Origin of the sequence: Paenibacillus sp. FSL R7-0179 (genome assembly GCF_038002265.1) — a bacterium.
In the GTDB taxonomy this organism is placed as follows: domain Bacteria; phylum Bacillota; class Bacilli; order Paenibacillales; family Paenibacillaceae; genus Paenibacillus_AQ.
The window spans coordinates 1,504,757-1,526,468 of the sequence record NZ_JBBOCC010000002.1; the positions used below are offsets into that span (position 1 = coordinate 1,504,757).

At 52.5% G+C, this 21,712-nt stretch carries 23 protein-coding genes and 1 pseudogene; 22 read left to right on the forward strand and 2 right to left on the reverse strand.

Annotation, left to right across the window (positions count from 1 at the left end):
• Nucleotides 1-24: 24 nt before the first annotated feature.
• Together MKX63_RS22955 and MKX63_RS22960 are read left to right on the forward strand one after the other, a co-directional pair.
• Nucleotides 25-423 (forward strand): VOC family protein, encoded by a 399-nt coding sequence (locus tag MKX63_RS22955; protein ID WP_341020318.1) that lies wholly within the window; start codon nucleotides 25-27, stop codon nucleotides 421-423.
• Between the two features lie 27 nt (nucleotides 424-450).
• Nucleotides 451-867, forward strand: coding sequence for a VOC family protein (locus MKX63_RS22960; protein ID WP_341020319.1), 417 nt, complete (start codon nucleotides 451-453; stop codon nucleotides 865-867).
• Between the two features lie 280 nt (nucleotides 868-1,147).
• On the opposite strand, the gene MKX63_RS22965 is transcribed toward MKX63_RS22960, so the two are convergent.
• Nucleotides 1,148-1,381, reverse strand: a complete 234-nt coding sequence (locus MKX63_RS22965) for a copper amine oxidase N-terminal domain-containing protein (RefSeq protein WP_341020320.1) — start codon at nucleotides 1,379-1,381, stop codon at nucleotides 1,148-1,150.
• A gap of 138 nt (nucleotides 1,382-1,519) precedes the next feature.
• Here MKX63_RS22965 and MKX63_RS22970 point away from each other — a divergent pair, with 138 nt between their 5' ends.
• Together MKX63_RS22970 and MKX63_RS22975 are read left to right on the forward strand one after the other, a co-directional pair.
• Nucleotides 1,520-2,143, forward strand: a complete 624-nt coding sequence (locus MKX63_RS22970) for a deoxynucleoside kinase (protein WP_341020321.1) — start codon at nucleotides 1,520-1,522, stop codon at nucleotides 2,141-2,143.
• Nucleotides 2,140-2,793 (forward strand): deoxynucleoside kinase, encoded by a 654-nt coding sequence (locus MKX63_RS22975; protein WP_341020322.1) that lies wholly within the window; start codon nucleotides 2,140-2,142, stop codon nucleotides 2,791-2,793. Before MKX63_RS22970 ends, MKX63_RS22975 begins: the two co-directional genes overlap by 4 nt.
• 261 nt (nucleotides 2,794-3,054) lie before the next feature.
• Here MKX63_RS22975 and MKX63_RS22980 read toward each other — a convergent pair whose 3' ends face one another.
• Nucleotides 3,055-3,474 carry a prepilin peptidase gene (locus tag MKX63_RS22980; protein WP_341020323.1) on the reverse strand — a complete coding sequence of 140 codons (420 nt, stop codon included), beginning with the start codon at nucleotides 3,472-3,474 and terminating at the stop codon, nucleotides 3,055-3,057.
• Nucleotides 3,475-3,631: 157 nt separating this feature from the next.
• Between MKX63_RS22980 and MKX63_RS22985 the strand changes: the two genes are divergently transcribed.
• From MKX63_RS22985 to MKX63_RS23075, 18 genes and pseudogenes are all read left to right on the forward strand, one after another.
• Nucleotides 3,632-5,014, forward strand: coding sequence for a hypothetical protein (locus MKX63_RS22985; RefSeq protein ID WP_341020324.1), 1,383 nt, complete (start codon nucleotides 3,632-3,634; stop codon nucleotides 5,012-5,014).
• Nucleotides 5,015-5,899, forward strand: coding sequence for a hypothetical protein (locus MKX63_RS22990; RefSeq protein ID WP_341020325.1), 885 nt, complete (start codon nucleotides 5,015-5,017; stop codon nucleotides 5,897-5,899).
• Nucleotides 5,881-6,708: a hypothetical protein gene (locus tag MKX63_RS22995; protein ID WP_341020326.1), complete on the forward strand. Its 828-nt coding sequence runs from the start codon at nucleotides 5,881-5,883 to the stop codon at nucleotides 6,706-6,708. The genes MKX63_RS22990 and MKX63_RS22995 overlap by 19 nt, the downstream gene beginning before the upstream one ends.
• A gap of 14 nt (nucleotides 6,709-6,722) precedes the next feature.
• Entirely contained in the window at nucleotides 6,723-8,189 is a 1,467-nt protein-coding gene (locus MKX63_RS23000; protein ID WP_341020327.1) for an ATPase, T2SS/T4P/T4SS family, read from the forward strand.
• A complete protein-coding gene (locus MKX63_RS23005; RefSeq protein WP_341020329.1) occupies nucleotides 8,167-9,150 on the forward strand; it encodes a hypothetical protein in 984 nt (327 codons plus the stop codon). The genes MKX63_RS23000 and MKX63_RS23005 overlap by 23 nt, the downstream gene beginning before the upstream one ends.
• Nucleotides 9,147-10,028: a hypothetical protein gene (locus MKX63_RS23010; RefSeq protein ID WP_341020330.1), complete on the forward strand. Its 882-nt coding sequence runs from the start codon at nucleotides 9,147-9,149 to the stop codon at nucleotides 10,026-10,028. The genes MKX63_RS23005 and MKX63_RS23010 overlap by 4 nt, the downstream gene beginning before the upstream one ends.
• Before the next feature lie 26 nt (nucleotides 10,029-10,054).
• Nucleotides 10,055-10,270, forward strand: coding sequence for a hypothetical protein (locus MKX63_RS23015; protein ID WP_341020332.1), 216 nt, complete (start codon nucleotides 10,055-10,057; stop codon nucleotides 10,268-10,270).
• Nucleotides 10,271-10,291: 21 nt separating this feature from the next.
• Entirely contained in the window at nucleotides 10,292-10,771 is a 480-nt protein-coding gene (locus MKX63_RS23020) for a hypothetical protein (RefSeq protein ID WP_341020333.1), read from the forward strand.
• A 32-nt stretch (nucleotides 10,772-10,803) separates the two neighbouring features.
• A complete protein-coding gene (locus MKX63_RS23025; protein ID WP_341020334.1) occupies nucleotides 10,804-11,292 on the forward strand; it encodes a hypothetical protein in 489 nt (162 codons plus the stop codon).
• 21 nt (nucleotides 11,293-11,313) lie between these two features.
• Complete coding sequence (locus MKX63_RS23030; protein ID WP_341020335.1) at nucleotides 11,314-11,550, forward strand: EsaB/YukD family protein; 237 nt, start codon at nucleotides 11,314-11,316, stop codon at nucleotides 11,548-11,550.
• A 4-nt stretch (nucleotides 11,551-11,554) separates the two neighbouring features.
• The gene (locus MKX63_RS23035; RefSeq protein ID WP_341020337.1) at nucleotides 11,555-12,391 is read left to right on the forward strand and encodes a DUF5050 domain-containing protein; all 837 of its coding nucleotides are present in this window, start codon (nucleotides 11,555-11,557) and stop codon (nucleotides 12,389-12,391) included.
• An 11-nt stretch (nucleotides 12,392-12,402) separates the two neighbouring features.
• A complete protein-coding gene (essC, locus tag MKX63_RS23040) occupies nucleotides 12,403-16,296 on the forward strand; it encodes a type VII secretion protein EssC (protein WP_341020338.1) in 3,894 nt (1,297 codons plus the stop codon).
• Between the two features lie 36 nt (nucleotides 16,297-16,332).
• On the forward strand, nucleotides 16,333-16,659 hold the full coding sequence (locus tag MKX63_RS23045; RefSeq protein WP_341020339.1) for a WXG100 family type VII secretion target: 327 nt from the start codon (nucleotides 16,333-16,335) through the stop codon (nucleotides 16,657-16,659).
• 33 nt (nucleotides 16,660-16,692) lie between these two features.
• A complete protein-coding gene (locus MKX63_RS23050) occupies nucleotides 16,693-16,983 on the forward strand; it encodes a WXG100 family type VII secretion target (RefSeq protein WP_036702412.1) in 291 nt (96 codons plus the stop codon).
• 144 nt (nucleotides 16,984-17,127) lie between these two features.
• The gene (locus tag MKX63_RS23055; RefSeq protein ID WP_341020341.1) at nucleotides 17,128-19,245 is read left to right on the forward strand and encodes an NlpC/P60 family protein; all 2,118 of its coding nucleotides are present in this window, start codon (nucleotides 17,128-17,130) and stop codon (nucleotides 19,243-19,245) included.
• A gap of 46 nt (nucleotides 19,246-19,291) precedes the next feature.
• Nucleotides 19,292-20,599: a hypothetical protein gene (locus tag MKX63_RS23060; RefSeq protein WP_341020343.1), complete on the forward strand. Its 1,308-nt coding sequence runs from the start codon at nucleotides 19,292-19,294 to the stop codon at nucleotides 20,597-20,599.
• 101 nt (nucleotides 20,600-20,700) lie between these two features.
• Nucleotides 20,701-21,458: pseudogene (locus tag MKX63_RS23070) on the forward strand (copper amine oxidase N-terminal domain-containing protein).
• 82 nt (nucleotides 21,459-21,540) lie between these two features.
• Nucleotides 21,541-21,702, forward strand: coding sequence for a hypothetical protein (locus MKX63_RS23075; protein ID WP_341020348.1), 162 nt, complete (start codon nucleotides 21,541-21,543; stop codon nucleotides 21,700-21,702).
• The last annotated feature ends 10 nt before the right edge of the window (nucleotides 21,703-21,712 follow it).

A 21,712-nucleotide genomic window follows, 5' to 3' on the forward strand; every position in this document is an offset into this window, starting at 1 on the left:
AATAAGGGCTTAGATTAATGCAAAATGCTCAAATGTAATGTAGAGGCTGATTTTGGCTTATATAATGTTGGATTTGAAGGCGGTTTGGCGCTGTATAGAAAATCGTTTTTTACAGAGTTAATTCATCAAATTGACAAAGCAGCCAAAACACATAATGTCGTTATTTATTTTGAATTTAATGATATTTACTCGTTAAGAGACCGGATTGTGGCTGACGGGTTTGAGTTACTGCACGACATTAAGGAACAACCCTGGGGACAGAACGGGTTCCGCTTCTATGATTATGATCAGCATATTGTTGAGGTAGGGGAAGATATGGAGACTACGCTAGTTAACCTGTACCGCTCAGGTATGTCAGCAGCAGCCATTGCTGTCAAAACCGGCTATCCTGAACAATATGTGAAGACTCAATTAGGAGTTTAGTCAGCCATTTAAGAGGAGGTCGTTTATATGATAACACCGTTTATACATTTTCCAGGAAAATGTGTAGAAGCAATTCAGTTGTATGAGAGGGCTTTTAAGGTGACCGATAAACAAGTGATGCTCTTCCAAGAAGCCCCAGACAACTCCGGAATGACTATCACATCGGAAATGTCCAATCTAGTCTTGCACGCAACCCTCACAATCTGTGGAACAATATTTAATATGAGCGACACGGTAGATACGCATGATGCAGGAAACATGTTAGGCTTTAATGTAATGATGGACTCGGAGGCTGAGTTCTATACGGCCTTCGATGTATTGAGTAAAGAAGGCGAAGTTTTACAAGAAATCGGGCCACAGTTTTTCAGTAAGCTGTATGCTGTTCTGGCCGATTCCTTTGGAATACGCTGGCAAATCATTTTAGTCTTACCGTATGTAGATTAATATAACACTACCCCAAAGAACGCCCCCTCAACCCTGGCTGAGGTAGCGTTCTTTGGGGCAGACAGAGGAAATCCTGCATAAAATACAACAATACAATTACCAATCCATCCATATCCCTGAAATCATGCACATAATGCAACAATAGACTGATCTAATCCGGCTAACTGCAGGAATTCCTGCAAAAAATGCAACAATACCCACCTTTACTCCTTATCTAGCCGGAAATCATGCATTATGTACAACAATCGTGGTAGACCCCGAACCTTAGTTCTATCCCCTTTTAGTTCAAGCTTATCGCAATTCTGCCCTCCTGCGGCAGCCAATCGACCTTAGCACCAAGCTGTTCGCTGATGAAGCGCAGCGGCAGGTAGACGGAGCCGTTAACGACAAACGCCTTATTGGCCAGAGTTACACTTTTACCATTTACGGTTGTCGCTCTGGTCACGGTGTTGATTACAATAGTTAGCGGGGATGGGTAAGCAGCGGTGCCGGTAATGTTTGCAAATTTGTCCATAGAATATTACTGAATATAGACGCTGCACAGGTACGGAAAGTTTCTTTGAAAATTAACCGTTGCTGACGGCGCTCCTGTGGTACAATAATTTAGTCTGTTTTTTGGAATTGTCCGTACTTGAGGAGGAAATCAGCGTTAATGAAACATGCACCCTTTATAGCCGTGGAAGGCCCGATTGGAGCCGGTAAAACCACCCTCGCCACGATGCTCGCCACCGAACTGCAGCTTCCGGTCATTAAAGAAATTGTCGACGAGAATCCGTTTTTGGACAAGTTCTATCAGAATATGGACGACTGGAGCTTCCAGCTTGAGATGTTCTTCCTCTGCAACCGGTTCAAGCAGCTGGAAGACACGACTGTGCAGTACATAGATCAAGGGAAGCCGGTCATTTCGGATTATCATATCTATAAGAATCTGATCTTCGGGGAACGGACGCTGAAGGGAGCGAAACGGGACAAATACCGGGAGATCTATCATATTCTGACCGATGATTTCCCCAAACCGAACATCATTCTGTATATCCGGGCGGATCTGGATACGCTGTTGGCCCGGATTGCCAAGCGCGCGCGTACCTTCGAAGAGATCATTGCCCCTGCCTACCTCCAGCAGTTAATTGAGGATTATGACGATGCGATGGCCTCACTGGCCCGCCGCGAACCGTCCACCGTAATCGTTACCATCGACGGAAATCAGGTGGATTTCGTAGCAAATCCCGAAGATTTCAACACCATCGCAAAGCAAGTAAAGGAGCTTATGAAATGAACAGTTACAACATCCCAGAAAACGCAATTATCACGGTTGCCGGTACCGTAGGCGTCGGCAAGTCGACGCTGACCGCAGCACTCGCGCAGCGCCTGAATTTCCAGACCTCGCTGGAGCAGGTGGATCATAACCCGTATTTGGAGAAATTCTATCACGATTTCGAGCGGTGGAGCTTCCATCTGCAGATCTATTTCCTGGCGGAACGCTTCAAGGAGCAAAAGAAAATGTTCGAGCTGGGCGGCGGATTCGTGCAGGACCGTTCGATTTATGAGGATACCGGAATTTTCGCAAAAATGCACGCCGACCAAGGCACCATGTCCCCGACAGATTACGCAACCTACACCAGCCTCTACGAGGCTATGGTGATGACGCCATACTTCCCGCATCCCGATGTGCTGATCTATATTGAAGGCAGCCTGCCTTCGATCCTGACCCGCATCAATGAGCGCGGACGCGAGATGGAGATCCAGACTGATGTCTCCTACTGGGAGCATATGCACGGCCGCTATTCCCAGTGGATCAATGAATTCAGCGCCTGCCCGGTGCTGCGGCTGAATATTGACGAGTACGATGTGCATGATCCCGCTTCGGTGTCTGCTATCCTGGAGCAGGTAGGGCGGACAATCGGACAGCAGGCAGCGAAGGCATAAAGAGGATGATATACGAAAAAGAGCGTTTCACAGCCGATAGAGACTGTGGAACGCTCTTTTTCGTTTGGACGAACGTTTAGTTCGAATGATCTACACAATAATAAGCTGTCTACGGTCAAATTTTGCTATCTGTTGGTCCGCGTAATAATTCGCATTTGCACCTTAATTTGGGTAATAGGGCCTGTTTCAAATCACCTGCCATTGGATTAATTAAAAACAGAAGGAAATATTACCAATTGAGAAAAGCTAAATCAAATGAAGTTAATACATAATGAATACGGTCAGAATGACAGGAACAGCAAGAAAAGGAGCGAAGGGAACGGAGCCTGGAAGGTTGTGTCCAGCTGTCCGCTTGAGCAGCAATACCAGAGCACATAACATACAAGCCGCACCGAACAGGACCAGATTCAGGAGTCCTCCCAGCCATACCCCTGCAGCCGAGATCAGCTTAATATCTCCTGCTCCTATCGAACGGGAGTGCCTGCGCAAGAGAAGAAGGGGGGCGGCAGGAAGAAGTAAGCCGCTCAGGGAGTTCAGAAGAGAGCCGTACAGAATCATATGAAGAATACCCGTTCCCAGAATTAAGGCTGCCAGAAGGTTGGGAATCCTGCGCCGGCGGATATCACTTAGACTGCATAAGGTCAGGAGTAGCATAAGGCTGGATAACAATAGGAGTTTCATATAGGGACACCGCCTCGGATTCTGTGTGCTGTGCTGGGTTTTGTGATATGCACTATTAGTCGTTTTATGGAAAATGTTCTCATGATGTGTCGCCCTGTGTCAAGGCTGTCAGCCCGGGTGGCTTGCCAGGCAAAATTACAATGAAAGAGGATTGAGGATGAGGGTACTTCTACTCGCAGGTACAGCTCACGGGTACATCACTGCCCATATCGCTGATCCGTGGACAACTATGAATGAAGGAGGCCTGCGGGTCCGGGAGACAGCCGGATACTTGCAGAATCTTACGATTCCCGGGCCGGACGCTATTGTGATTACAGACGAAGGATTGCCGGACGGACTGGCTGCTGACATGGCGTATATTCATACTCTGCTAGAGCATCTATCCCAGACCCGGGAAGGCACTCCGGTAATTATATTCACGAGAGACCCGGGTCAGAGAGAAGCTTGGTCATCACTTGCAAGACAATATGCGAAGCTCAGTGTTCATGAATATTATACACCCAGGCTGCCGGCCTCAGTGCTGAAGCAGGCTTTAGCACAGCTTGGAGATCGTCAGAGGAATAAGGGGCGGGGATCAGGCAGCCAGGATATACGCTCTACGCAAGGCAGCGGGAATGAATCAGGTGAGCTGAAGGGCAAGAAGCGTTCTTTTCTGGACCGGTTCCGTTCCAAAGGTAAGGATGCCGAAGCGATCCAGTCCACTGACCCGCTCTCCCGGGAGCTGGCGAACATTAGCCGGGGGATGAGCCGGGTCGTGGCGGTGACCGGACACCGGGGCAGCGGGCTGACGAGCACCGCGGTCAATCTGGCGGCAGAAGCTGCCAAGCGCGGGCTGAACACGATCCTTGTCGATATGGACGCTGAATACAGAGGGCTTAACCTCTATTTCAGCGGCTTCGATGAACAGGCGCGCAAGGATGAGCATCTGGGGAGCTCCTTGATCCGGATGCTGGCGAAGCCGCAGGAATACAGGACCAATGCTTTTCCTGTCCAAGGAAATCTATGGATCACTACACTCAGCTACGGGTTCCAGGACCAGCGGGCCATTCAGCAATTCTATACCAGCGAGAAGCTGGCCGGGTTGTTATCGGCACTGCGGAATAACTTCAACCTTGTTGTACTCGATCTCCCGCTGGATGCCATGCGGCAGATGGAGAGTGCGCTCATTCATATGGATACCTTCGCGCTGTGTGTGCCTAACAACCTGTATTCAGTATTAAGCACCCTGCGGAATATTGAATTAGTGCTTACAAGGGATTCTGCCGCCTATCTGAATGCCAAGACCAAAGTGATTGTCACCCGCTATAATCACAGCTTTCGCTTTCACGGTGATCTGTTTACCCCGGAGAAGGTCGCAGAGCTCCTTGGCTCGGGCCTGAGTGACAGCTTCCGGTTCGAACCGGCACTGGCCGGATACGTGCCCGCCAGTGCCGAATTTGACCAGCAGATCGAAAGTGATATCCCGATTGTGAACAGCGGGCCGGAGTTCGAGCGGGCGTTCGGCACCATACTTCTTAGATTAATGGAGGGTTCGGGGTAGATGGATATCAGAGGTGTAAAAAATGTGGCTCCCAACCGGAACCTGCTGAAACGAATGGGTGCAGTGCTGTTCAGTCTGACCGTCATTGCCGTCTCATACATAGTCATTACCAATGCCAGCCAGGATGCCCGTGATACGGTAGAGGTGCTGCGGCTGACTCAGAAGGGGGGGCTGCCCGCCTTTACGGTGCTGACAGACAAGCAAGTGGAGACCTATAACATTATCCGCACAGAGTATACACCGGATATGGTATCAGCGGACAAGCTCCCTGACGTACTGGGCAAGTTCACGAAGTATTATATGCGCGACAATAGTGTCCTGTATGAGGATCAGCTGCTGGATGAGAAGCCGGTCAAGAATGAATGGCTGTATAAGCTGGGTGAGAAGCAGGAAGTCCTCACCCTGCCTTACAACTTCCTTGAGGCTGGCGGAGACATTCTGATGCCTGGAGACCGTGTCCGTATCCGTGTATCTTACAATGTGGAAGAAGCAGTGGCTTCTGGCGCAGGAGGCAATCCCAATGCCGTATTCAACCCTTCACAGTCCTCCGTCACGAAGACCGATATTCTGTTCGACAGTATTGTCATCAAGGATATGCTCAACGCGAGCAGCCATTCGATCTATGAGGTATACAAGGAAGTGCTGAAGCTGAGCGAGGATAAACGGCAGGAGGTCATGCGCAGCGACGATTTCCTGAAGAACATTCAGCCCAAGGCTCTGCTGCTGGAAGGCTCAGGTGAGGAGATTAACAAGTATGCCAAATACAAAAGCCTGGACAGCAAAAGCTTTCTGATTACGATGCTCAGCAGAAGCGGCAGCACGGTAATTATGGATGAGCTGCCTACACTGCAAAATGAGGTGGAATCATGGATCGAAAAGAAGTAAAGAAGCTGGAGAGCATCTTCCGCAAGATATCCTCCAAGGAGCTGGTCGGAGCCGAGTTCCGGGACAGCCCGCTAATCTATAGCGTTATTGGCTTCTTGCCGGCCTGTGAGGGTACAGATCAGGCCATGCTGATCGGCAATTTAGGCTATCTGCTGGCACAACAGGGCTTCAATACCTGTATCGTGGATTTTAAAGTGTTCAATCCGAATCTCTATTATCTGTTTGGTGTTGACCCTCCCGCCAGAGGAAAAGGGCTGATCCGGGTGCTCAAAAGCGATAAAGCGGATATGCGTGAGGATATTGCTCCTACCTCTGAGGAGAACCTGTATCTGCTCTCTCCCAGTCCCTATGATCTGCTGGAGGAATACTTCGAATTTGGTTTCGCGCATATTGAACAGGTATTAGCCACACTTAAGGGGATGTTCGATATTGTCCTGCTCGACATCCCATATAATCCCCCACTCGAATTCTGCACGGGGGCGATGAAGCATTGCCATATTGGATATTTCACAGCAGCCGAGCGGATCGAGGCTCCGGGCAATATGACCAAGCTTCTGGACTTCGCCGCCTCCATCGGCATCAGCACAGCCAAGTTCACCAGTGTCATTATGATGAACCTGCATGAGATCGGGCTGGACTATAAGGTGTTCAAGCAGATGGGCTTTCAGATCGCAGCAGCACTGCCCTTCGTGAAGGCTGCAGCGGCATACACCCAAGACGGCAAGCTCTACGTTAAAGATCATCCGCTGCAAAATAAGGCATTTATGAAGGAAATGAACCGTCTGAGGGATGCCATCATTAATCAGTGAAGGAGGCCTGAGCCTTGCTAACCCGGGCAAAAGTAAGCGAAATGCAGCAGAAGTTCTCGCACCACAGCATTCAAGCGGAAGATATGGATGCACTCAAAAATAAATACACAACGATCAGCTTCGAGGAAGCGCTGGAATTGTGCCAGAAATACATTAGCAAGGCAGCAACGAATGCCTTCCGCCGGGAGAGAGACCCGGTCCGCAAACGGGAAATGACCCAAGGCTATATTATGGAGTTCGTCGATAGCCAGAAGCCCAGCGTGGAGGGCTATAGCGGACTACAGTCCCTCAAAAATGCGCTGATTAATGAAATCACGCACTACGGTCCGATCACCGAAGCCATGGAGGACCCGCAAATTGACGAGATCCGGGCCAACGGGCCGGAACAGATCTTCGTGGAGACCGGCGGTAAAACGCTGCGCTGGGAACAGCATTTCACGGACCGCGAACATATGGAGCGCATCATATCGAAGTTAATTGGAGTATCCAAGATGCGCCTAACACCGAAGGTTCCGATGGTGAATGCCCGGACGGTGGAAGGGTACCGGGTGAATGCCACACATGCGGAAATCTCGCCCTATGAGCTGCCTGCTTTTGTCATCCGTAAATTCAGCAAAAAAAGTCTCACTCCGGCCATGATGATTCAAGAACAGAGCTTCTCCGTCAACATGTTCCGGCTGCTCTCTCTAATTCCCAAAGCAGACCAGTCATGGATTACCGTAGGTCCAACCGGCAGCGGTAAAACTACGCTAAATGAAGTGCTAGTGAAGCAGATTCATCCGCTCTCCCGGATCATCACGATTGAGAATCCGTCCGAAATGCGGCTGCACCGCCGGGAAGGCGGAGAATTCGGCCCCGTCATCAATGATGTGCTGCAGTACGAATCCGTGCCTGAAGAGGATGATGCCAGTCCGGCTACGATGGAGAATCTGCTGATTAATGCGATGCGGCAATCTCCCCATTGGATCGGGCCGGGCGAGCTGCGGACCCCGGGTGAATTCGCCACTGCACTGCGGGCGGCACAGACCGGGCATTTCTTCTTCACCACGCTCCATGCCGAAGGGGATGAGGAGGCGATCTACCGCTTCCTGACGGCCTATCTGATGGTCTCCAATGAACCGGCTGAGCTTGCCTTGCGCAACATTTGCAGTGCAGTCCGGTTCGTCATCTACCAGGAGAAGCTGGCTGACGGGACCCGCAAGGTCACGTCGATCTCAGAGATTCTGGGATCAGAAGGCTTGAAGCCGCTGATCAATCCGATTTATAAGTTCATCTATGATGATGTGGTGGAAGAGGCGGGAGGCACCAGGGTGGTCCAAATCATCGGGCGGCATAAGCGGGTGGGTAAGCTCTCTCTGCGTGCCCAGGAGTCTATGATTAAGGCCGGCATTAAGCGCAGCCGGTTTGAATTCCTCACCCGGGAGCCCCTCGAGGATGAAACGGAGGGGTATGCATTCGATGAATGTGAACTTACTCATTAGTGTGCTGCTCGGCGCTTCAGCCTTTGTGCTGTACAATACCGTGTTTCAGGTACGCTTCTTCGAGGGCTCTCTTCACCGCCTCTTAGATTTGCTGGACACGGTGGCTGACCATCTTGGTAAATACAATACCAAGCGTTACGTGGCCCGGATTAAGCGGGAGCGCATCGTCAAGCGAAAGGAGAACCCGGTCGCGAAATACAACCGGCTGGTGGAAGGGCTGATTCTGGATTTCAACCTCCCGGTTACCCTGGAGAGCTTCACCTCGCTGCTCTGCATTTCTTTTGCGCTGGTCGCTGTAGTCATTGTGTTCTTCATGAACAGCGTTACGTTGTCGGTAGTTGTAACGATCTCGATCTTTGTCGGCCTAATGACCTGGTTCGTGATGCAGTCCAAGATCATCCGTGCCCAGGATATCGAGAATATTATGGACGCAGAGGACCTGATCTGTCCGCTGGCCCGGGACGGCGTGCTGGTCGCAATTAAGAAGGTGATGGAGAGTGATGAATACATCAGCCCCAACATCCGGGTCTATCTCCGGCAGTTCATAGATAACTGCGAGAATAACGGATACAGCTTCAGGCAGGCCATCACCCTGCTCAACCGGCAGCTCGGTCCCAAGTTCGATGATTTTACGAAGAAGGCGATTGTGTTTGAATATAACGAACGCAAGGGAATGGCTGACATATTCCTGGATATTGTCGATGAGAATGCGGTGCTGCGGGAGATCAATGCGCGTAAGGAGACGATTTTCCGTAAAATGAACCGCGATTTCCTGATGAAAACCGTCATTGTACTGCTATTCTTCATCTACGCTCTGTCCATTGACGGATTTCGCGAGTTCATGCTGGAGACGCAGGCCGGGAAGCTGATTAACACCATGATGATCTGTGTAATCTGCCTGAGCTTTGCCCGCACCCAGGCGCTCCAGGGGAACCTTGGGGGAGGAAGTGACCGTAAATGATCTTTATCGCCAAGGTGTGTGCCTTAACGTCCATTCTGTATTTGATTAAGCTGTTTCTCCTGCCCATGCTGAAGCCAGTAAGCGGGCGCAAAAAGAAGCGTGCACGCCGGTTCATGAACGAACGTAAAAGCACGCAGCTGAAGCAAAGAGTAGCGCTGTATAAAAAGAATTTTGCCCTGAAATATATGACAGGACTTGTAGGCACAGCGGACCGCATCCGCTTCCGCAAGATGATCGACCGGCTGGAGCTGGCGGTCCGGCCGGAGGAGATCCGGTTGAATCAATGGCTCTACGCTTCTGGCGGAATCCTTCTGACCCTCGTGCTGGGCAGTGCCAACCGGCTGCTCGGCTGTGTGACCGCCATCTTCATTCTGCTGGGCTGGATCTATCCGGTGAAGAGCCTTGAAGAACGCATTGAGAAGAAGAACCGCAATATCTCGCTTGATTTCCCTGCCTTTTACAGCATGGTCTACTACCAGTACTCCAAATCCATCAATATCTATCTGGCCGATGTGATTCGTGATTACCTGCCCCATGCGGGCCAGGATATGGCCGAAGAGCTGGGTGTGATGCTGGATAATATTGAATACGGTGAGGAATATGCGCTGAAGCAGCTCAAGAAACGGGTTCCGATGCGTTATGTGATCAAGTTCTGCGACATCATGGAGACCCGCCTTAGAGGCTATGACAATGTCTCCCAGATGGTGTACCTCAAGAATGAGGTCAATCAATTCCGGGTGGAAGCGCTGGAGAAGGAGCTGCTGCGGCGGGAGCGCAGCAATGCACGAATTCAATGGATACTCATTATCATCTTGTTCGTGTACATTGCCATTTATTATCTGTTCCTGTTCAGAGGTTCACTGGAAATGTTTCAATAAAACTTTATTTTCGGAGGTTGAACAATATGGAGAAGAATTCGCAGAACGTGGCTAAGTCTAAGAATCAAGAGAGCTTTTGGACAGAGGAACGCGGGGATATCGGGGTGAAGCAGATTGCACTTACCGTAGCGGCTATCGTCATTATCGGTGCGGCTATCGTAATTGTGCAAGGGAATCTGGGAGCCTGGATCGGTGATATTTGGGATCTGTTCATGAAGCAGATTGAGAAATTCACACAGTAATCTGAAGGAGGTACACCGGCTATGCGGGGTGTCGCAAAATCCTTTCTGGTCGCGATTGTGGTGGCAGCCAGCATTATGGTGTTCACCAATCTGGTGTTCTTCTTCCCATGGTACATGACCCTGGTCATCGAGACCTTCAACCTGTCACAGGTCGCTGCCGGAGATAATTATATCAAGCAATCCTATTATGATGATGCGCTGAAGCGCCTGAAGGAGCGCCCGATCTACAGGGAGCACCCGGATCAGATCGAGGTTGAGGCCTTGAATGAAGATAACGGCAGGGCCATCGGCAACGATGACGAGACGGTCTATGCCAATGCTACCGAACTGGAGAAGCCCTACCGCCAGCGGGGCGAGCCCGTGACGGTCACGGTACGCGCAGTTTATCCGCTGAGCGTCAGGTTATGGGGGGAAGAGATCCGCACGGAGATTCCCGTATCCTTCTCGCTGACGTCAGTCGGGCTGAAGCACTATAAGGATCTGGACTATTATTTCGATTAACTCACTGAGATGAGAAGCGGGGACTGAAGGACTTGAGAACATTCGCGGTGTCCATTCTGATCGCTGTGATGCTGTCCATCCTGATTGCACCGCTCACCGAGGTGTTCAATATTTCACGCGAGCAGATTGTGCTGAGTACGGCGCTTAATAACGCGCTGCGTTCTGCCAAGGACCGGAGCCTGGTCTATGAGAAGCTGCGGGGGCTGGATGCGGAGGTGGATGAAGAACGTTTCGCGGAGTATTTCGCTGAAGCATTCGGTGCAGCGATGAAAGCCGGACTGACCAGGAATGAGGGCGGGCAGCTAACCTTCACAGGTGAGCAGCAGGCGATACAGGTAACTCTTGAATTTAGACATGAGACTGAGGGCTGGAATGAGCGGGAAACCACAGAAGTACATGTCCGGGCAGAAGTCCCTTATGTATTCAAGACCAGCTATTTACGGCTGGCCCGTGAAGCCGGGCAGGATGTGGATTTCGTTATGACAGGCGAGCGGATGACTGTACTCTCTGTGAAGAATTAAGGACCTTAGGAGACGAGGCTGATGGAATATGTGATGGTCACACTGAAGGCAGGAACGGTGGAAGCTGAACTGAAGCTGCCTGCGGAGATCCCGGTAGCTGAACTGCTGGAGATGCTGGAGGAGCCGCTTGCGCTGAAGCAGCCGCAAAGAGGCAGGCTGCAGGCAGAGCCGCTGGGCCGTATTCTGGAGAGCGCACGTTCACTTGAGGAAGAGGGTGTCAGCCACGGCGCGCTGCTGACACTGATAGGAGAGGAATGACAGCATGAATGATAATATTGCAGGCGGCGGACTTCTGTTACAGAGTCCGGGTGCGTTCTACATCACGGATCTCTGCGGGACGCTGGAGCCGGAACCGGGCACTTACCTGTTAAACAGGGATGAAGGCTCAGCTGCAAGGCTACCGGGAATCCTCTGGTTCATGAATGAAGCGGGCGGCATGCTGTTCGCCAGTGACCAGAGCCGTGGCAATGTCCTGGTTAGAGTGGATACGGGAACACAGGAGCTGAAAGTGGTGCTTCAAGAGCCTTGCCGCGAGATCAGACTCAGAGCAGGCTGGCTGTATTACATCAACGAGAAGGATGGCAGATTGTACCGCTGCCTGCCGGATGGACGCAAGCCCGAACGCCTTACGGACAGTGTGGTGCAATGCTATACGATCTTGGGAGAACAGCTCTATTATGCCTGCGCACAAGGGATCTACAGTTGTCCATTGGACGATAACCGTTCCACCCGGCTGATTGAGGGAGGCGCTGCTTATCTGCAGACTTGCGGAGCGCGGCTGCTGTATGCGGATCTGACGAACGGACATGCCTTGACGCTGCTTGATCCGTTGTCCGGTGAGCGTGAAACCTACCCGGACCTGATTCCGCTCAGCATGGTCAGCGAGGGTGGTTACATCTACTGCTGCAATGCAGGCAATGACGGCTCGATGTATAGACTCGATCTGAAGTCTGGTGAGAGCCTGCGCATCTACGGGGAACGTGCAGACCGCATACATAAGGTAGACGGGCAACTGTTCTTCATTCATCAAGAATCTTGGTATACCATGCCAATGTCTGGCGGACTGGCGGTCCGCTTTCAGGCAGACAGATACCGGTAAGGGGGATGACGATGGTCAAAGCTTATGAATTCAGCCGCCAGCCGAGATTTTTGCCGGATATGCCTGGCGGTGAACTGGAAATTCCGAATCCTCCGCATGCGTATGCCAAACCGGAGATCGCCTGGATGGCTCTGCTGGTGCCCCCTGCCGTAATGCTTGTCATTACCGTGCTGCTGGCACTGACAGCCCAGTCTATGTATATGATGCTGTCCATAGCCATGACGGTAACCACGCTTCTGTTCTCATTCACGGGTGCAGCGTCACAGATCCGTAAGTATAACCGGCAGAAGAAGGAGCGGGAGCAGAAGTATCTGCAATATATTGCCGATGTCCGGGCCGAGCTGTCCCTGGCCCGGACCCAGCAGAGCAAGGCGCTGCACGAGATGAACCCGGAGCCTGAAGCCTGTCTGCATAGACTTCAACAACACGACAGCAAGCTGTGGGAACGGACGCCGGTTCACCAGGATTTTCTCTCCTTGCGGCTGGGGGTGGGCAGTGTGCCCTCCGCTCTGCGTGTCGTATACAACAAGCAGGCCGTCGTGCTGGAGAATGACCCGCTGTTGATGGAGCCGCACCGTCTGGCGCTGGAGTTCGCCAAGGTTCCTGATGCACCGGTTACCGTTAACCTGCTGGAAGCTGAAATTTGCGGCCTCGCAGGGGATACAGAGCGAACCCGGCAGCTGCTGCAGCAAATGGTCCTGCAACTGGTGACTCATCACGGATACGATGATGTGAAGCTCGTGCTGCTGGTGCCGGAGGAACGGGTTCAGGACTGGAGCTGGCTTAAGCATCTGCCCCATGTGTGGAATGAAGATTTCACCACCCGTTACCTGCTCTGTGGCCGGCCTATGGCCCATCCTGTACTGGGTGAATTGCAGGATATTCTGAGAGAGAGGGAGCTGCGCACGGTTCCCGGCAGCCTGCATCCGCATTATGTCTTTATCATTGAAGATCCTTCGCTGCTGGAGAATGAACCCATCTACAATTATCTGTATAACGGGAATGCGAGGCTGGGTGTATCTTCAATGTTCATTGCAGCTAATAAGGCCTATCTGCCGATGAACAGCCGCGTAGTAATCCATATGAACAACAAGAGTGCTGAGCTGGCGGATAAGGTATCGGGAGTCAAGCTGACCTTCGTACCCGATCAGGTGAATACGAGAACGCTTGAACAGTCGGCCCGTAAGCTGGCCCCTCTACGTCTGCGGTCCACAGGAGCCGCGTTTGCTCTTCCTGCTTCGGTCACCCTGCTGGACATGCTGGGGGTCCGTACCGTGGAGGAACTGGATTTCCCGTCCATTTGGAGCCGCAACAAGACGTTCAGGGGAATGAGTGTCCCTATTGGTGTCCGTGCAGGCGGAACCTCATTCCGCTTGGATCTGCATGAGAGCGGGCATGGTCCCCATGGTCTGGTAGCTGGAACCACAGGCTCCGGCAAAAGCGAGCTGCTTCAGAGCCTGATTATTTCACTGGCGATCCACTATCATCCGCATGACCTGGTTTTTGTCCTGATTGACTACAAGGGCGGCGGGATGGCTGATGTATTCCGGGGACTCCCTCACCTGGTGGGGACGATTACCAACCTGGGCGGGAATGAGACGAACCGGGCGCTGCTCTCTATCAAAAGCGAGCTGCTGCGCCGCCAGCGGCTGTTCGCTGAACAAGGGGTCAACAATATCGACCGCTATCAGAAGCTGTATCATAACGGAGGAATGGAACGCGGCATGACGCCTATTCCGCATCTGATCATGATTGCCGATGAATTCGCGGAGCTGAAGCAGGATCAGCCCGACTTCATGAAGGAGCTGGTCAGTGCCGCGCGAGTAGGCCGAAGCCTCGGGGTGCATCTGATCCTGGCTACGCAGAAGCCGGCAGGAATCGTGGATGATCAGATCTGGAGCAATGCGAAATTCAAGATCTGTCTGAAGGTCCAGGATGAAGCGGACAGCAAGGATGTGATTAAGCGTCCAGATGCGGCAATGATCAAGGAGCCAGGGCGGGCATTCATTCAGGTAGGCAACGACGAGATCTTTGAGATGTTCCAGTCGGCTTACTCTGGAGCCAATTATGATCCGGACAACAAGCAAAGGCATCACCTCCGGCACAAACGCATTTACCGGCTGCAGCTCAACGGCAAGCAGGAGCAGATCTATCCACTGAATGAAGAGAAGCTGCCTGAGATGGAGGTGCCAAGCCAATTGGAGAGCGTGGCCCTATGGCTGGCCGCTTCTGCCCAGAGTGCAGACATTCATCCGCTCCCCGGACCGTGGCATCCTCCGCTGTCTGAATCGGTACATTTAGGAGAATTGTACAGCGCTGGCGGCGGCTGGACTGAAGCCGGCGGCTGGCCGGCCGTCAAGGAGACGCTAAGTATCCCGGTTGGACTTGTAGATGACCCGCGCGGGCAAAGGCAGGAAGCATTGATGCTTGATTTGGCCGGGGAAGGCAATCTCTTCATCTATGGTGCGCCAGGCACGGGTAAAACGGTCTTGCTGCGGACCTTATGCTTGTCAGCAGCGTACCGCTATTCACCGGAAGACGTACATTTATACCTGATGGATTGCGGAGGATCTTCGTTCAAAGCGCTTGAAGCGCTGCCCCATTGCGGAGGCGTGATGACGCTGGAGCAGGAGAAGACTATTCTCCAGTTTACTAAGTTCCTGTTCCGCACCATGAATGAGCGCAAGCGGATTTTTGAGGACAGCGGGGCGGATGGCTTTGCCGATTACCGGGCAAGGATCGGCAAGCTGGCGTCTTTGGTTCTTGTGATTGACAACTACTTCGCCTTATCGGAGACCTATGAGGAACTGGATGAGCAGATGGTGGTGCTGGCGCGGGAAGGGACCAAATATGGAATCTATATGGTGGTTACGGCTACCAATGCTTCGCTTGTGCGCTATAAGTTCGCCATCAATTTCAAGAATGCCATCAGCCTGCAGATGACGGAGAAAAGCGAATATGAAATGATTGTCGGCCGCACGGAAGGCCTGGAGCCATCACGCGCGGCCGGCCGGGGACTTGTGCGCGGCAAGCCTCCGCTGGAGTTCCAGACGGCATTGCCGCTCCTGCCGGAGCAGAAGCATGGTGGAGTAGAGCAGTGGATACTTCACTTGCGTAAACAGGCAGACGCCGGGCTGTTAACGGAAGCACCGCGAATTCCGGTGATGCCAGCATCCATCGACATAAGGAAGCTGAATGAGGCTTGTGCCCTGCCGGAAGGGCGGCTGGCGATTGGACTTGCAGATGGCGACCTTCAGCCTGTCGTCCTGGATCTGGACACAACACCTATCGTTATGGTAGCCGGAGATCCCATGTCCGGTAAAAGCACATTGCTGGTATCCTGGGTCACACAGCTGCTGAGACAGTCTGGGAAGACCGCCATCTATGCGCTTGATTCGGGGAGTATGGGAATCTACAGTGTGCTGGTGCAGCCCGGCGTAACGGATTTGGCAGGCGTAGAAGATATGTATGCCTTCGTAGAAGAAATCAAGAATGAGCTGGAGGCCAGACGCCGCTCCCTGCTGGAGGTCAAGAGCAGAGGCGGTGCAGCCGAAGAGCTGCTTGCATCATGGCCGCGTATCGTCTTCGTCATTGACCGGCTTACGGAGTTCACGAATGGTGATCTCTATGCCTTGAAAGAATTGCTGGAACGAATGGTGAAGCAGGAACGGGCGCTTAAGGTTGCCGTTATTGCCGGAGATAACACCTCCGAACTGGCCGGGAACTGGGACGGACTCGGAAAGGCGGTCCGCGAGGAACAATGCGGACTTCAGCTCGGCAGCCTGAAGGATCAGAATCTGTTCAACGTCCGGTTGCCTTACGGTGAGAAGGAGAAGGAGCTGGAGCCGGGCGATGGCTACCTGATTCTGAAGAATAAATACTCGGGTATCCGTACGGCCACTTAGGGCCTGCGTGTAGTCCTAATTGAGGAGGTGAGCTTGTTGCCTACGCCGCAAGAAATCCGCCGGCAGTCAGGAAATGTAAGCAGTGCGGCGGAGGATATCCGCCGGGAGCAGAGTAAGAATGACAGCAGTGCCGCTCAGAGCATCAGCTGGTGGAAGGGCGGAGCCGGGGATACTTACCGCAGCGAGTATCAGGAGATTACCCGGGATGTAACCCGTTTGCTTGGACAGATGCGGGAGCTGCAGAATCAGCTGCAGGCCCTGGCGGGCGCTGTCCAGCGGGCTGACGATGAACGCAGGGCGAAGGCGAAGGCGGAAGAAGAGGCCCGCCGCGCGCTGGCCGCAGCCGCTGCGAGGAAGAAGTAACGGCAATAGATTCCACGAAGGGAGGTGAATCGAATGGTGAAACAGGTGTTCAGTCCTGAGCAGGCTAGAAGTGTAGCCAGTTCCATTAAAGCTAAAGGCCAAAGTGCTAAAGATATCATCAACAAGCTGGATAGTGAGATCAAAGCTGCTGAAGCATGGTGGCAAGGTGAATCCTCCAAGGCCTTCATTGAGGAATTTAACCAGTTGAAGCCGTCGCTCGACAAGCTGGTCGAGTGTGTGAATGGCATCAGTATGCAATTGAACAAGGTAGCAGAGATCAAGGAACAAAGCGATCGCGATATTGCCAGCCAGCTTCGCAGATAGAAGCAGGCGGAATATAGGTATAGGCGGCCGGAAGCATAAGCTTCCGGCGCGGCTATGCTTATCATACATAACTTCAGCATACCAGACATCATGAAAGTGATGGTTCAGACATAGAAGTGAAGCAGGCGGAAGGAGGCCGGAACAGTGGCGCAAAAGGTTGACCCTACAAGGCTGACTGAGCTGTCAGCCGGCTTGAAGCGGATGGGCCGGGAGATCAGCGGGAGCAGCACCAGTATGCAGCAGGCAGCAGGCCAGACAGCGGCAAGAACCCGCGAACGATATACGGAAGGTTATGTGCAGTCTGCCGCCTATGGTGTGGAGAACTTGCTTAAGCAAATCAGATTGCTGGCTGGAACGCTCGCCGGTGAGCTGGACCGCAAAGCGGCTGCGCTCATCTGGGCAGCCGATCAGTATCAGCGGGAAGAGAAGCAGTCTACCATCAGGCTGGAGCGGATATCTGTCAAAAAGCAGAGTGCACCCGGTAATTCCCTGAACAAAGGCTCAGCCGCAGCCTCCCAAACAGCAGCTCTGGTATTGCCGGAGGGGATCAAAGCACTTGCCTCCAAGCTCTCGTATCATCCCGATGCCTACAGCAAAGAGGTAGTGCTGCTGCAAAAGAGGCTGACCGAATTAGGTTATCCGCTTGAAGCAGACGGTTATTTCGGGAAGCAGACCAAGCAGGCTGTTAACGCTTTTAAGAAGACCTATGGACTGGGCAATACAGGCAAGGATGCCGGGATCGTAGGCGAGATGACCTGGCTCTACTTGTTCGGCATCATTCAGGGCGGGCTAAAATATAGCCCTCATGAGTACTCTGAGCAGGTGCGGATCATGCAAATCCGGCTGCGTGAGCTTGGCTATAAGGTGACGGTGAACGGCCGTTTCGACGCCAAGACGAAGCAGGCGGTGAATGCCTTTAAATCAGACCATGCCCTGGGCAATACAGGCGACGTGGCCGGTGTCGTAGGCCCGCACACCTGGAAGAAGCTGTTCAGTGAGCTGAAGCAGGCTGATTCTTCCGCCGGAATGGGCAGCAACACGCTCACAGAGACGAAGCTTACGGATCTGGCGATGGGCGTGATTTTTGGCAATGAAGGCAATTACGGTACTGTGGTTCCAGATGACGGCGGCGGCTTAAGTGTCGGGAAAATACAGTGGCACGGCGAACGGGCCAGGGAGCTGCTCCTCCTCACCTTCAAGAAAATGAATATAACGCCATCCCAGAGAGATTACGAAGCCAAGCTCAAGAAGCATCTGCCTGCCAGTCTGGCGAACGATCTCATCAAGTACGCCAAGCAGGATAAATGGTGGTATACCCGGGTGCTGACCTTGAAGGAGAAAGAAGCGCTTGCCGCCTTATTGACGGCCAAGGCAGGGAAGGAGGCACAGGATGAGCAGGCCCGCAAGGATGTTCAGGTCTATCTGGATAGCGGGAGAAAGCTCGGCATTACCGATCCCCAGGCGCTGGTCTATTATGCGGATCTTAAGAATCAGTCGCCGCGCGGAGCGAACCGGGTGGTGGAGGCGGTGCGTAAGGCGGGTCTTCCGCTGACGCTCAAGAATATTCATCATGCAGCATTAAAAGATGAGGTCATGGGCAAATATACCACCCGGCGCAACAACACCTATAAGGAAAGCGCGGCGCTTCAGGCTCCCTCCGGGAATCCTCAGCTTCCACCCAAACCGAAGCCCGAAGCACCGGACGCTAAGGGCGGTGTAAACGGCGGCAGTACCGGGAATCCCCCTGGCATTGATAAATTCCTTGCGGCCGCTGAGAAGGAACTGGCGAAGGGCTTCAAGGAGCATGTCCCCAAAGGCAAAAAAAGCGGTGACAACAATACGCCTTACGGCAAATGGTATGGGCTGAACTATCAGCCCTGGTGTGCGATGTTCGTCTCCTATGTCGCTAATGAAGCCGGAATCCTGGGCAGTGTAGTACCCAAATATGCAAGTGTTGAAGCCGGGAGACAATGGTACATCAAGCAAGGCCGATACAGCAAACGCTCCTCGGGATATACGCCGAAGGCCGGAGATGTGATCTTTTTTACCCGCAGCGGGCAGAACCATACAGGCATCGTCACAGGCTATGACAGCAAGTCCAAAACAGTATTTACTATAGAAGGCAATACGAAAGACAGGGTGGCCCGGCGTTCCTATAAGCTTACAGATACCTATATCGTGGGATATGGCAAAAATGGCGGGGTCACGGAAGGGCAAACGGACGGCAGCGCGGAATCCGGCAAGGGGTACAGTACCCGCTGAAGAAGATCATCCGCAGCAGCAACACTTGGAGAGGAGCAACGGCAACATGAAAAAAATGTTCTGGATCATCAGCCTTAGCACCGCACTTATGATTACAGGCTGCGCACGGACAGATAAGGCTCCACCCAATGATACGGGTCAGGCTGCCACGCAGAAGCCGGCTATGGAAACCCCTGTTCCCAGTCCTTCAGCAGTTCCGGCCAAGAAGGTCATTGCTGATGAGCAGAAGAATGGAGAAGATGGTATGTTTCAACTGGGAATGACCCTGGAAGAGGTACGTAGACAATTAGAGGCTGAAGGCATCGACGACAGCAATGAAATTGAGAATGCAGGTGATCCCGCCGATTGGAATCAGGGGCACCGTACCATTATGACGGACAGTGCGGATTTCACATTCGATGAGAATGAGCGGCTCTACAGGATTGATGTGACGGATGAATCCCTCACAACAGCAGGCCTTAAGGCAGGGGATGCGGAAGCAGAAGTGCTCCGGCTGTATGGGGAGGAGTTCCACACCTATGAAGGGGCTGACGATGGAAGCCGGGTCCTGGAGTATGTAATGAAGGATCATTACTTCATGGTATGGCTGCAGGAAGAGAAGGTTGGCGGCTGGGGTGTCTCCTCGTATAAATGGCAAACGAATAGTCCCGTTACGGAGAGCTATGATCAGGTGAAGCCTGCCGGAGATCATGAAGGCACTGCACTGAAAGAGAAGCTGTATGAAGAATTACAGGGGAATATGCAGAAGGTTGAGCAAAACTCTGATGATTTGATGGCCGCGGTACTGGCCTCCGACCGGATTCGCGGGCTGCAGGGCATCCTGTCCATCGTGCTCAGCGATGCGGAAGTGGAGGAGATGCTGGGTCAGCAAGAACAGGTTCAGCCATTGTTGGACGATTCTGTGATCTATACCGGCTATACGACGCAGGGCGTGCATCTGATGGCGATTGTGTCGCCAACTACGCCGGGGAATGAGAAATTTAAAGCTGTGATGAACCAGCTGCGCGGCAAGGAGGATGAATATGCCTTCCTGTCCGCGATTACAGATGCATCGGATGAACGTTCGCTTGAGGTTGGACTTGATCTGTATGCAGAGGATCTGACAGGCTCGCGTCAGGAGATTAAGCTTAGCTCGATTACAGTCTCGGACAGCAGTAACGGAGCAGAGCAGGTAGTGCCCTTTACAGGCAAAGACCTGGAACCGCTCTTGACTCAATACAGCCGTAAGCAGAGTTCAGACCTTGTACTGGCAAGCGGAGCCTGGCACGCCTTCGGCTTCATGGGCACCCTGATCAACGATCCTGTCATTACGATAGAGTTAGACGGAGAGCCGGTAATTCTGCAACGCCAGTAGAAGGAGGATAGATAAGGCTTGTCACAAGCCCATTTGAGGAGGATATGAAGATGAAAAAAATAACCATCTGGTTTACCGCCCTTTTACTGCTAATCTCGCTAATGCCTGTATCGGCACATGCCGCCCAATCAGTCCGTGTAGTGGTGGACGGCTCCAAAATCAGCTTCCCGGATGCCCAGCCTTTTCTCGACAAGCAGAACCGGGTGCAGGTGCCGGTCCGCTTCGTGAGTGAAGCGCTCGGGGCGAAGGTGGGCTGGGACCCGGCTCCAAGACCGTTACGGTGGAACTGAACGGCAAGAAGCTGGTGCTGGTCATCGGGAACCGGCAATTTACGCTGGATGGCGCCAAGAAAACGATGGATACCGCAGCCCTGATGAAGAATGGCAGAACGTTCGTGCCGCTGAAGTTCGTCAGCGCAGGGCTGGGCGTAGGCGTGAACTGGGATCAGACTGTCAGTACCGCTTATATTTCCACGGATGGCAAGACGCCTGTGATCAGCTCCGCACCCGTTAAGGGCACTCCTAAGACATCCAACGGATTCACTTATTATACGGATACAGGCTCTATGCTGCTGGTCTCACCCTCTGAAGAGAATCCTCCCAAGGGCGAGGCCGTGCTTGCCATTCTGGTCGATTTCGAGATCAAGGGTGCTGATTACGACATGCAGATGAAGGAAGCGGAAGCGATTATGCGGCAAAAGATCGAGCCGGCTACCGTGGATGCCATGCTGGCTTATGTCGCTCCCAAGAAGACAGTAGAGTATAACCTGCCGTTTAAAACCTTTGAAGATTCCAAATATGAGATCTTTGTGTCTTCTAAGGCATATAACCAACTGTCTTTTACTATATACAGAAAATAGGTGTAGACGGATGAAGAAAGCCCTGGTTGTAGCCATACTTTCGGTTATTGTTGTCGCTGCCGTCGTGTAAACCCACGCCAATATGGCGGACGGTGAGTATCCGATTAAAGTGTCGGTTGGGAATGTGGAGCTTGGCAAGAGTAAGCTGGCTTATCGCACTCTAGGTTCTATTCAAGGCATTACGGTACTGGACGGCATGACAATCACAGTGAAGGGCTCCATGTTCGACGACTTGAATAACTAGACGGCGGATT

Excerpts from the sequence above, each read along its gene's own strand:
- MKX63_RS22990 (WP_341020325.1), top strand. The coding sequence starts at position 5,015 with ATGGATATCAGAGGTGTAAAAAATGTGGCTCCCAACCGGAACCTGCTG.
- MKX63_RS23060 (WP_341020343.1), top strand. The coding sequence starts at position 19,292 with ATGAAAAAAATGTTCTGGATCATCAGCCTTAGCACCGCACTTATGATT.
- MKX63_RS23030 (WP_341020335.1), top strand. The coding sequence starts at position 11,314 with ATGGAATATGTGATGGTCACACTGAAGGCAGGAACGGTGGAAGCTGAA.
- MKX63_RS23020 (WP_341020333.1), top strand. The coding sequence starts at position 10,292 with ATGCGGGGTGTCGCAAAATCCTTTCTGGTCGCGATTGTGGTGGCAGCC.
- MKX63_RS23075 (WP_341020348.1), top strand. The coding sequence starts at position 21,541 with ATGGCGGACGGTGAGTATCCGATTAAAGTGTCGGTTGGGAATGTGGAG.
- MKX63_RS23015 (WP_341020332.1), top strand. The coding sequence starts at position 10,055 with ATGGAGAAGAATTCGCAGAACGTGGCTAAGTCTAAGAATCAAGAGAGC.
- MKX63_RS22965 (WP_341020320.1), bottom strand. The coding sequence starts at position 1,381 with ATGGACAAATTTGCAAACATTACCGGCACCGCTGCTTACCCATCCCCG.
- MKX63_RS22980 (WP_341020323.1), bottom strand. The coding sequence starts at position 3,474 with ATGAAACTCCTATTGTTATCCAGCCTTATGCTACTCCTGACCTTATGC.
- MKX63_RS23035 (WP_341020337.1), top strand. The coding sequence starts at position 11,555 with ATGAATGATAATATTGCAGGCGGCGGACTTCTGTTACAGAGTCCGGGT.
- MKX63_RS22960 (WP_341020319.1), top strand. The coding sequence starts at position 451 with ATGATAACACCGTTTATACATTTTCCAGGAAAATGTGTAGAAGCAATT.
- MKX63_RS22985 (WP_341020324.1), top strand. The coding sequence starts at position 3,632 with ATGAGGGTACTTCTACTCGCAGGTACAGCTCACGGGTACATCACTGCC.
- MKX63_RS23050 (WP_036702412.1), top strand. The coding sequence starts at position 16,693 with ATGGTGAAACAGGTGTTCAGTCCTGAGCAGGCTAGAAGTGTAGCCAGT.
- MKX63_RS22955 (WP_341020318.1), top strand. The coding sequence starts at position 25 with ATGCTCAAATGTAATGTAGAGGCTGATTTTGGCTTATATAATGTTGGA.
- MKX63_RS23005 (WP_341020329.1), top strand. The coding sequence starts at position 8,167 with ATGAATGTGAACTTACTCATTAGTGTGCTGCTCGGCGCTTCAGCCTTT.
- MKX63_RS22995 (WP_341020326.1), top strand. The coding sequence starts at position 5,881 with ATGGATCGAAAAGAAGTAAAGAAGCTGGAGAGCATCTTCCGCAAGATA.
- MKX63_RS23010 (WP_341020330.1), top strand. The coding sequence starts at position 9,147 with ATGATCTTTATCGCCAAGGTGTGTGCCTTAACGTCCATTCTGTATTTG.
- MKX63_RS22970 (WP_341020321.1), top strand. The coding sequence starts at position 1,520 with ATGAAACATGCACCCTTTATAGCCGTGGAAGGCCCGATTGGAGCCGGT.
- essC (WP_341020338.1), top strand. The coding sequence starts at position 12,403 with ATGGTCAAAGCTTATGAATTCAGCCGCCAGCCGAGATTTTTGCCGGAT.
- MKX63_RS22975 (WP_341020322.1), top strand. The coding sequence starts at position 2,140 with ATGAACAGTTACAACATCCCAGAAAACGCAATTATCACGGTTGCCGGT.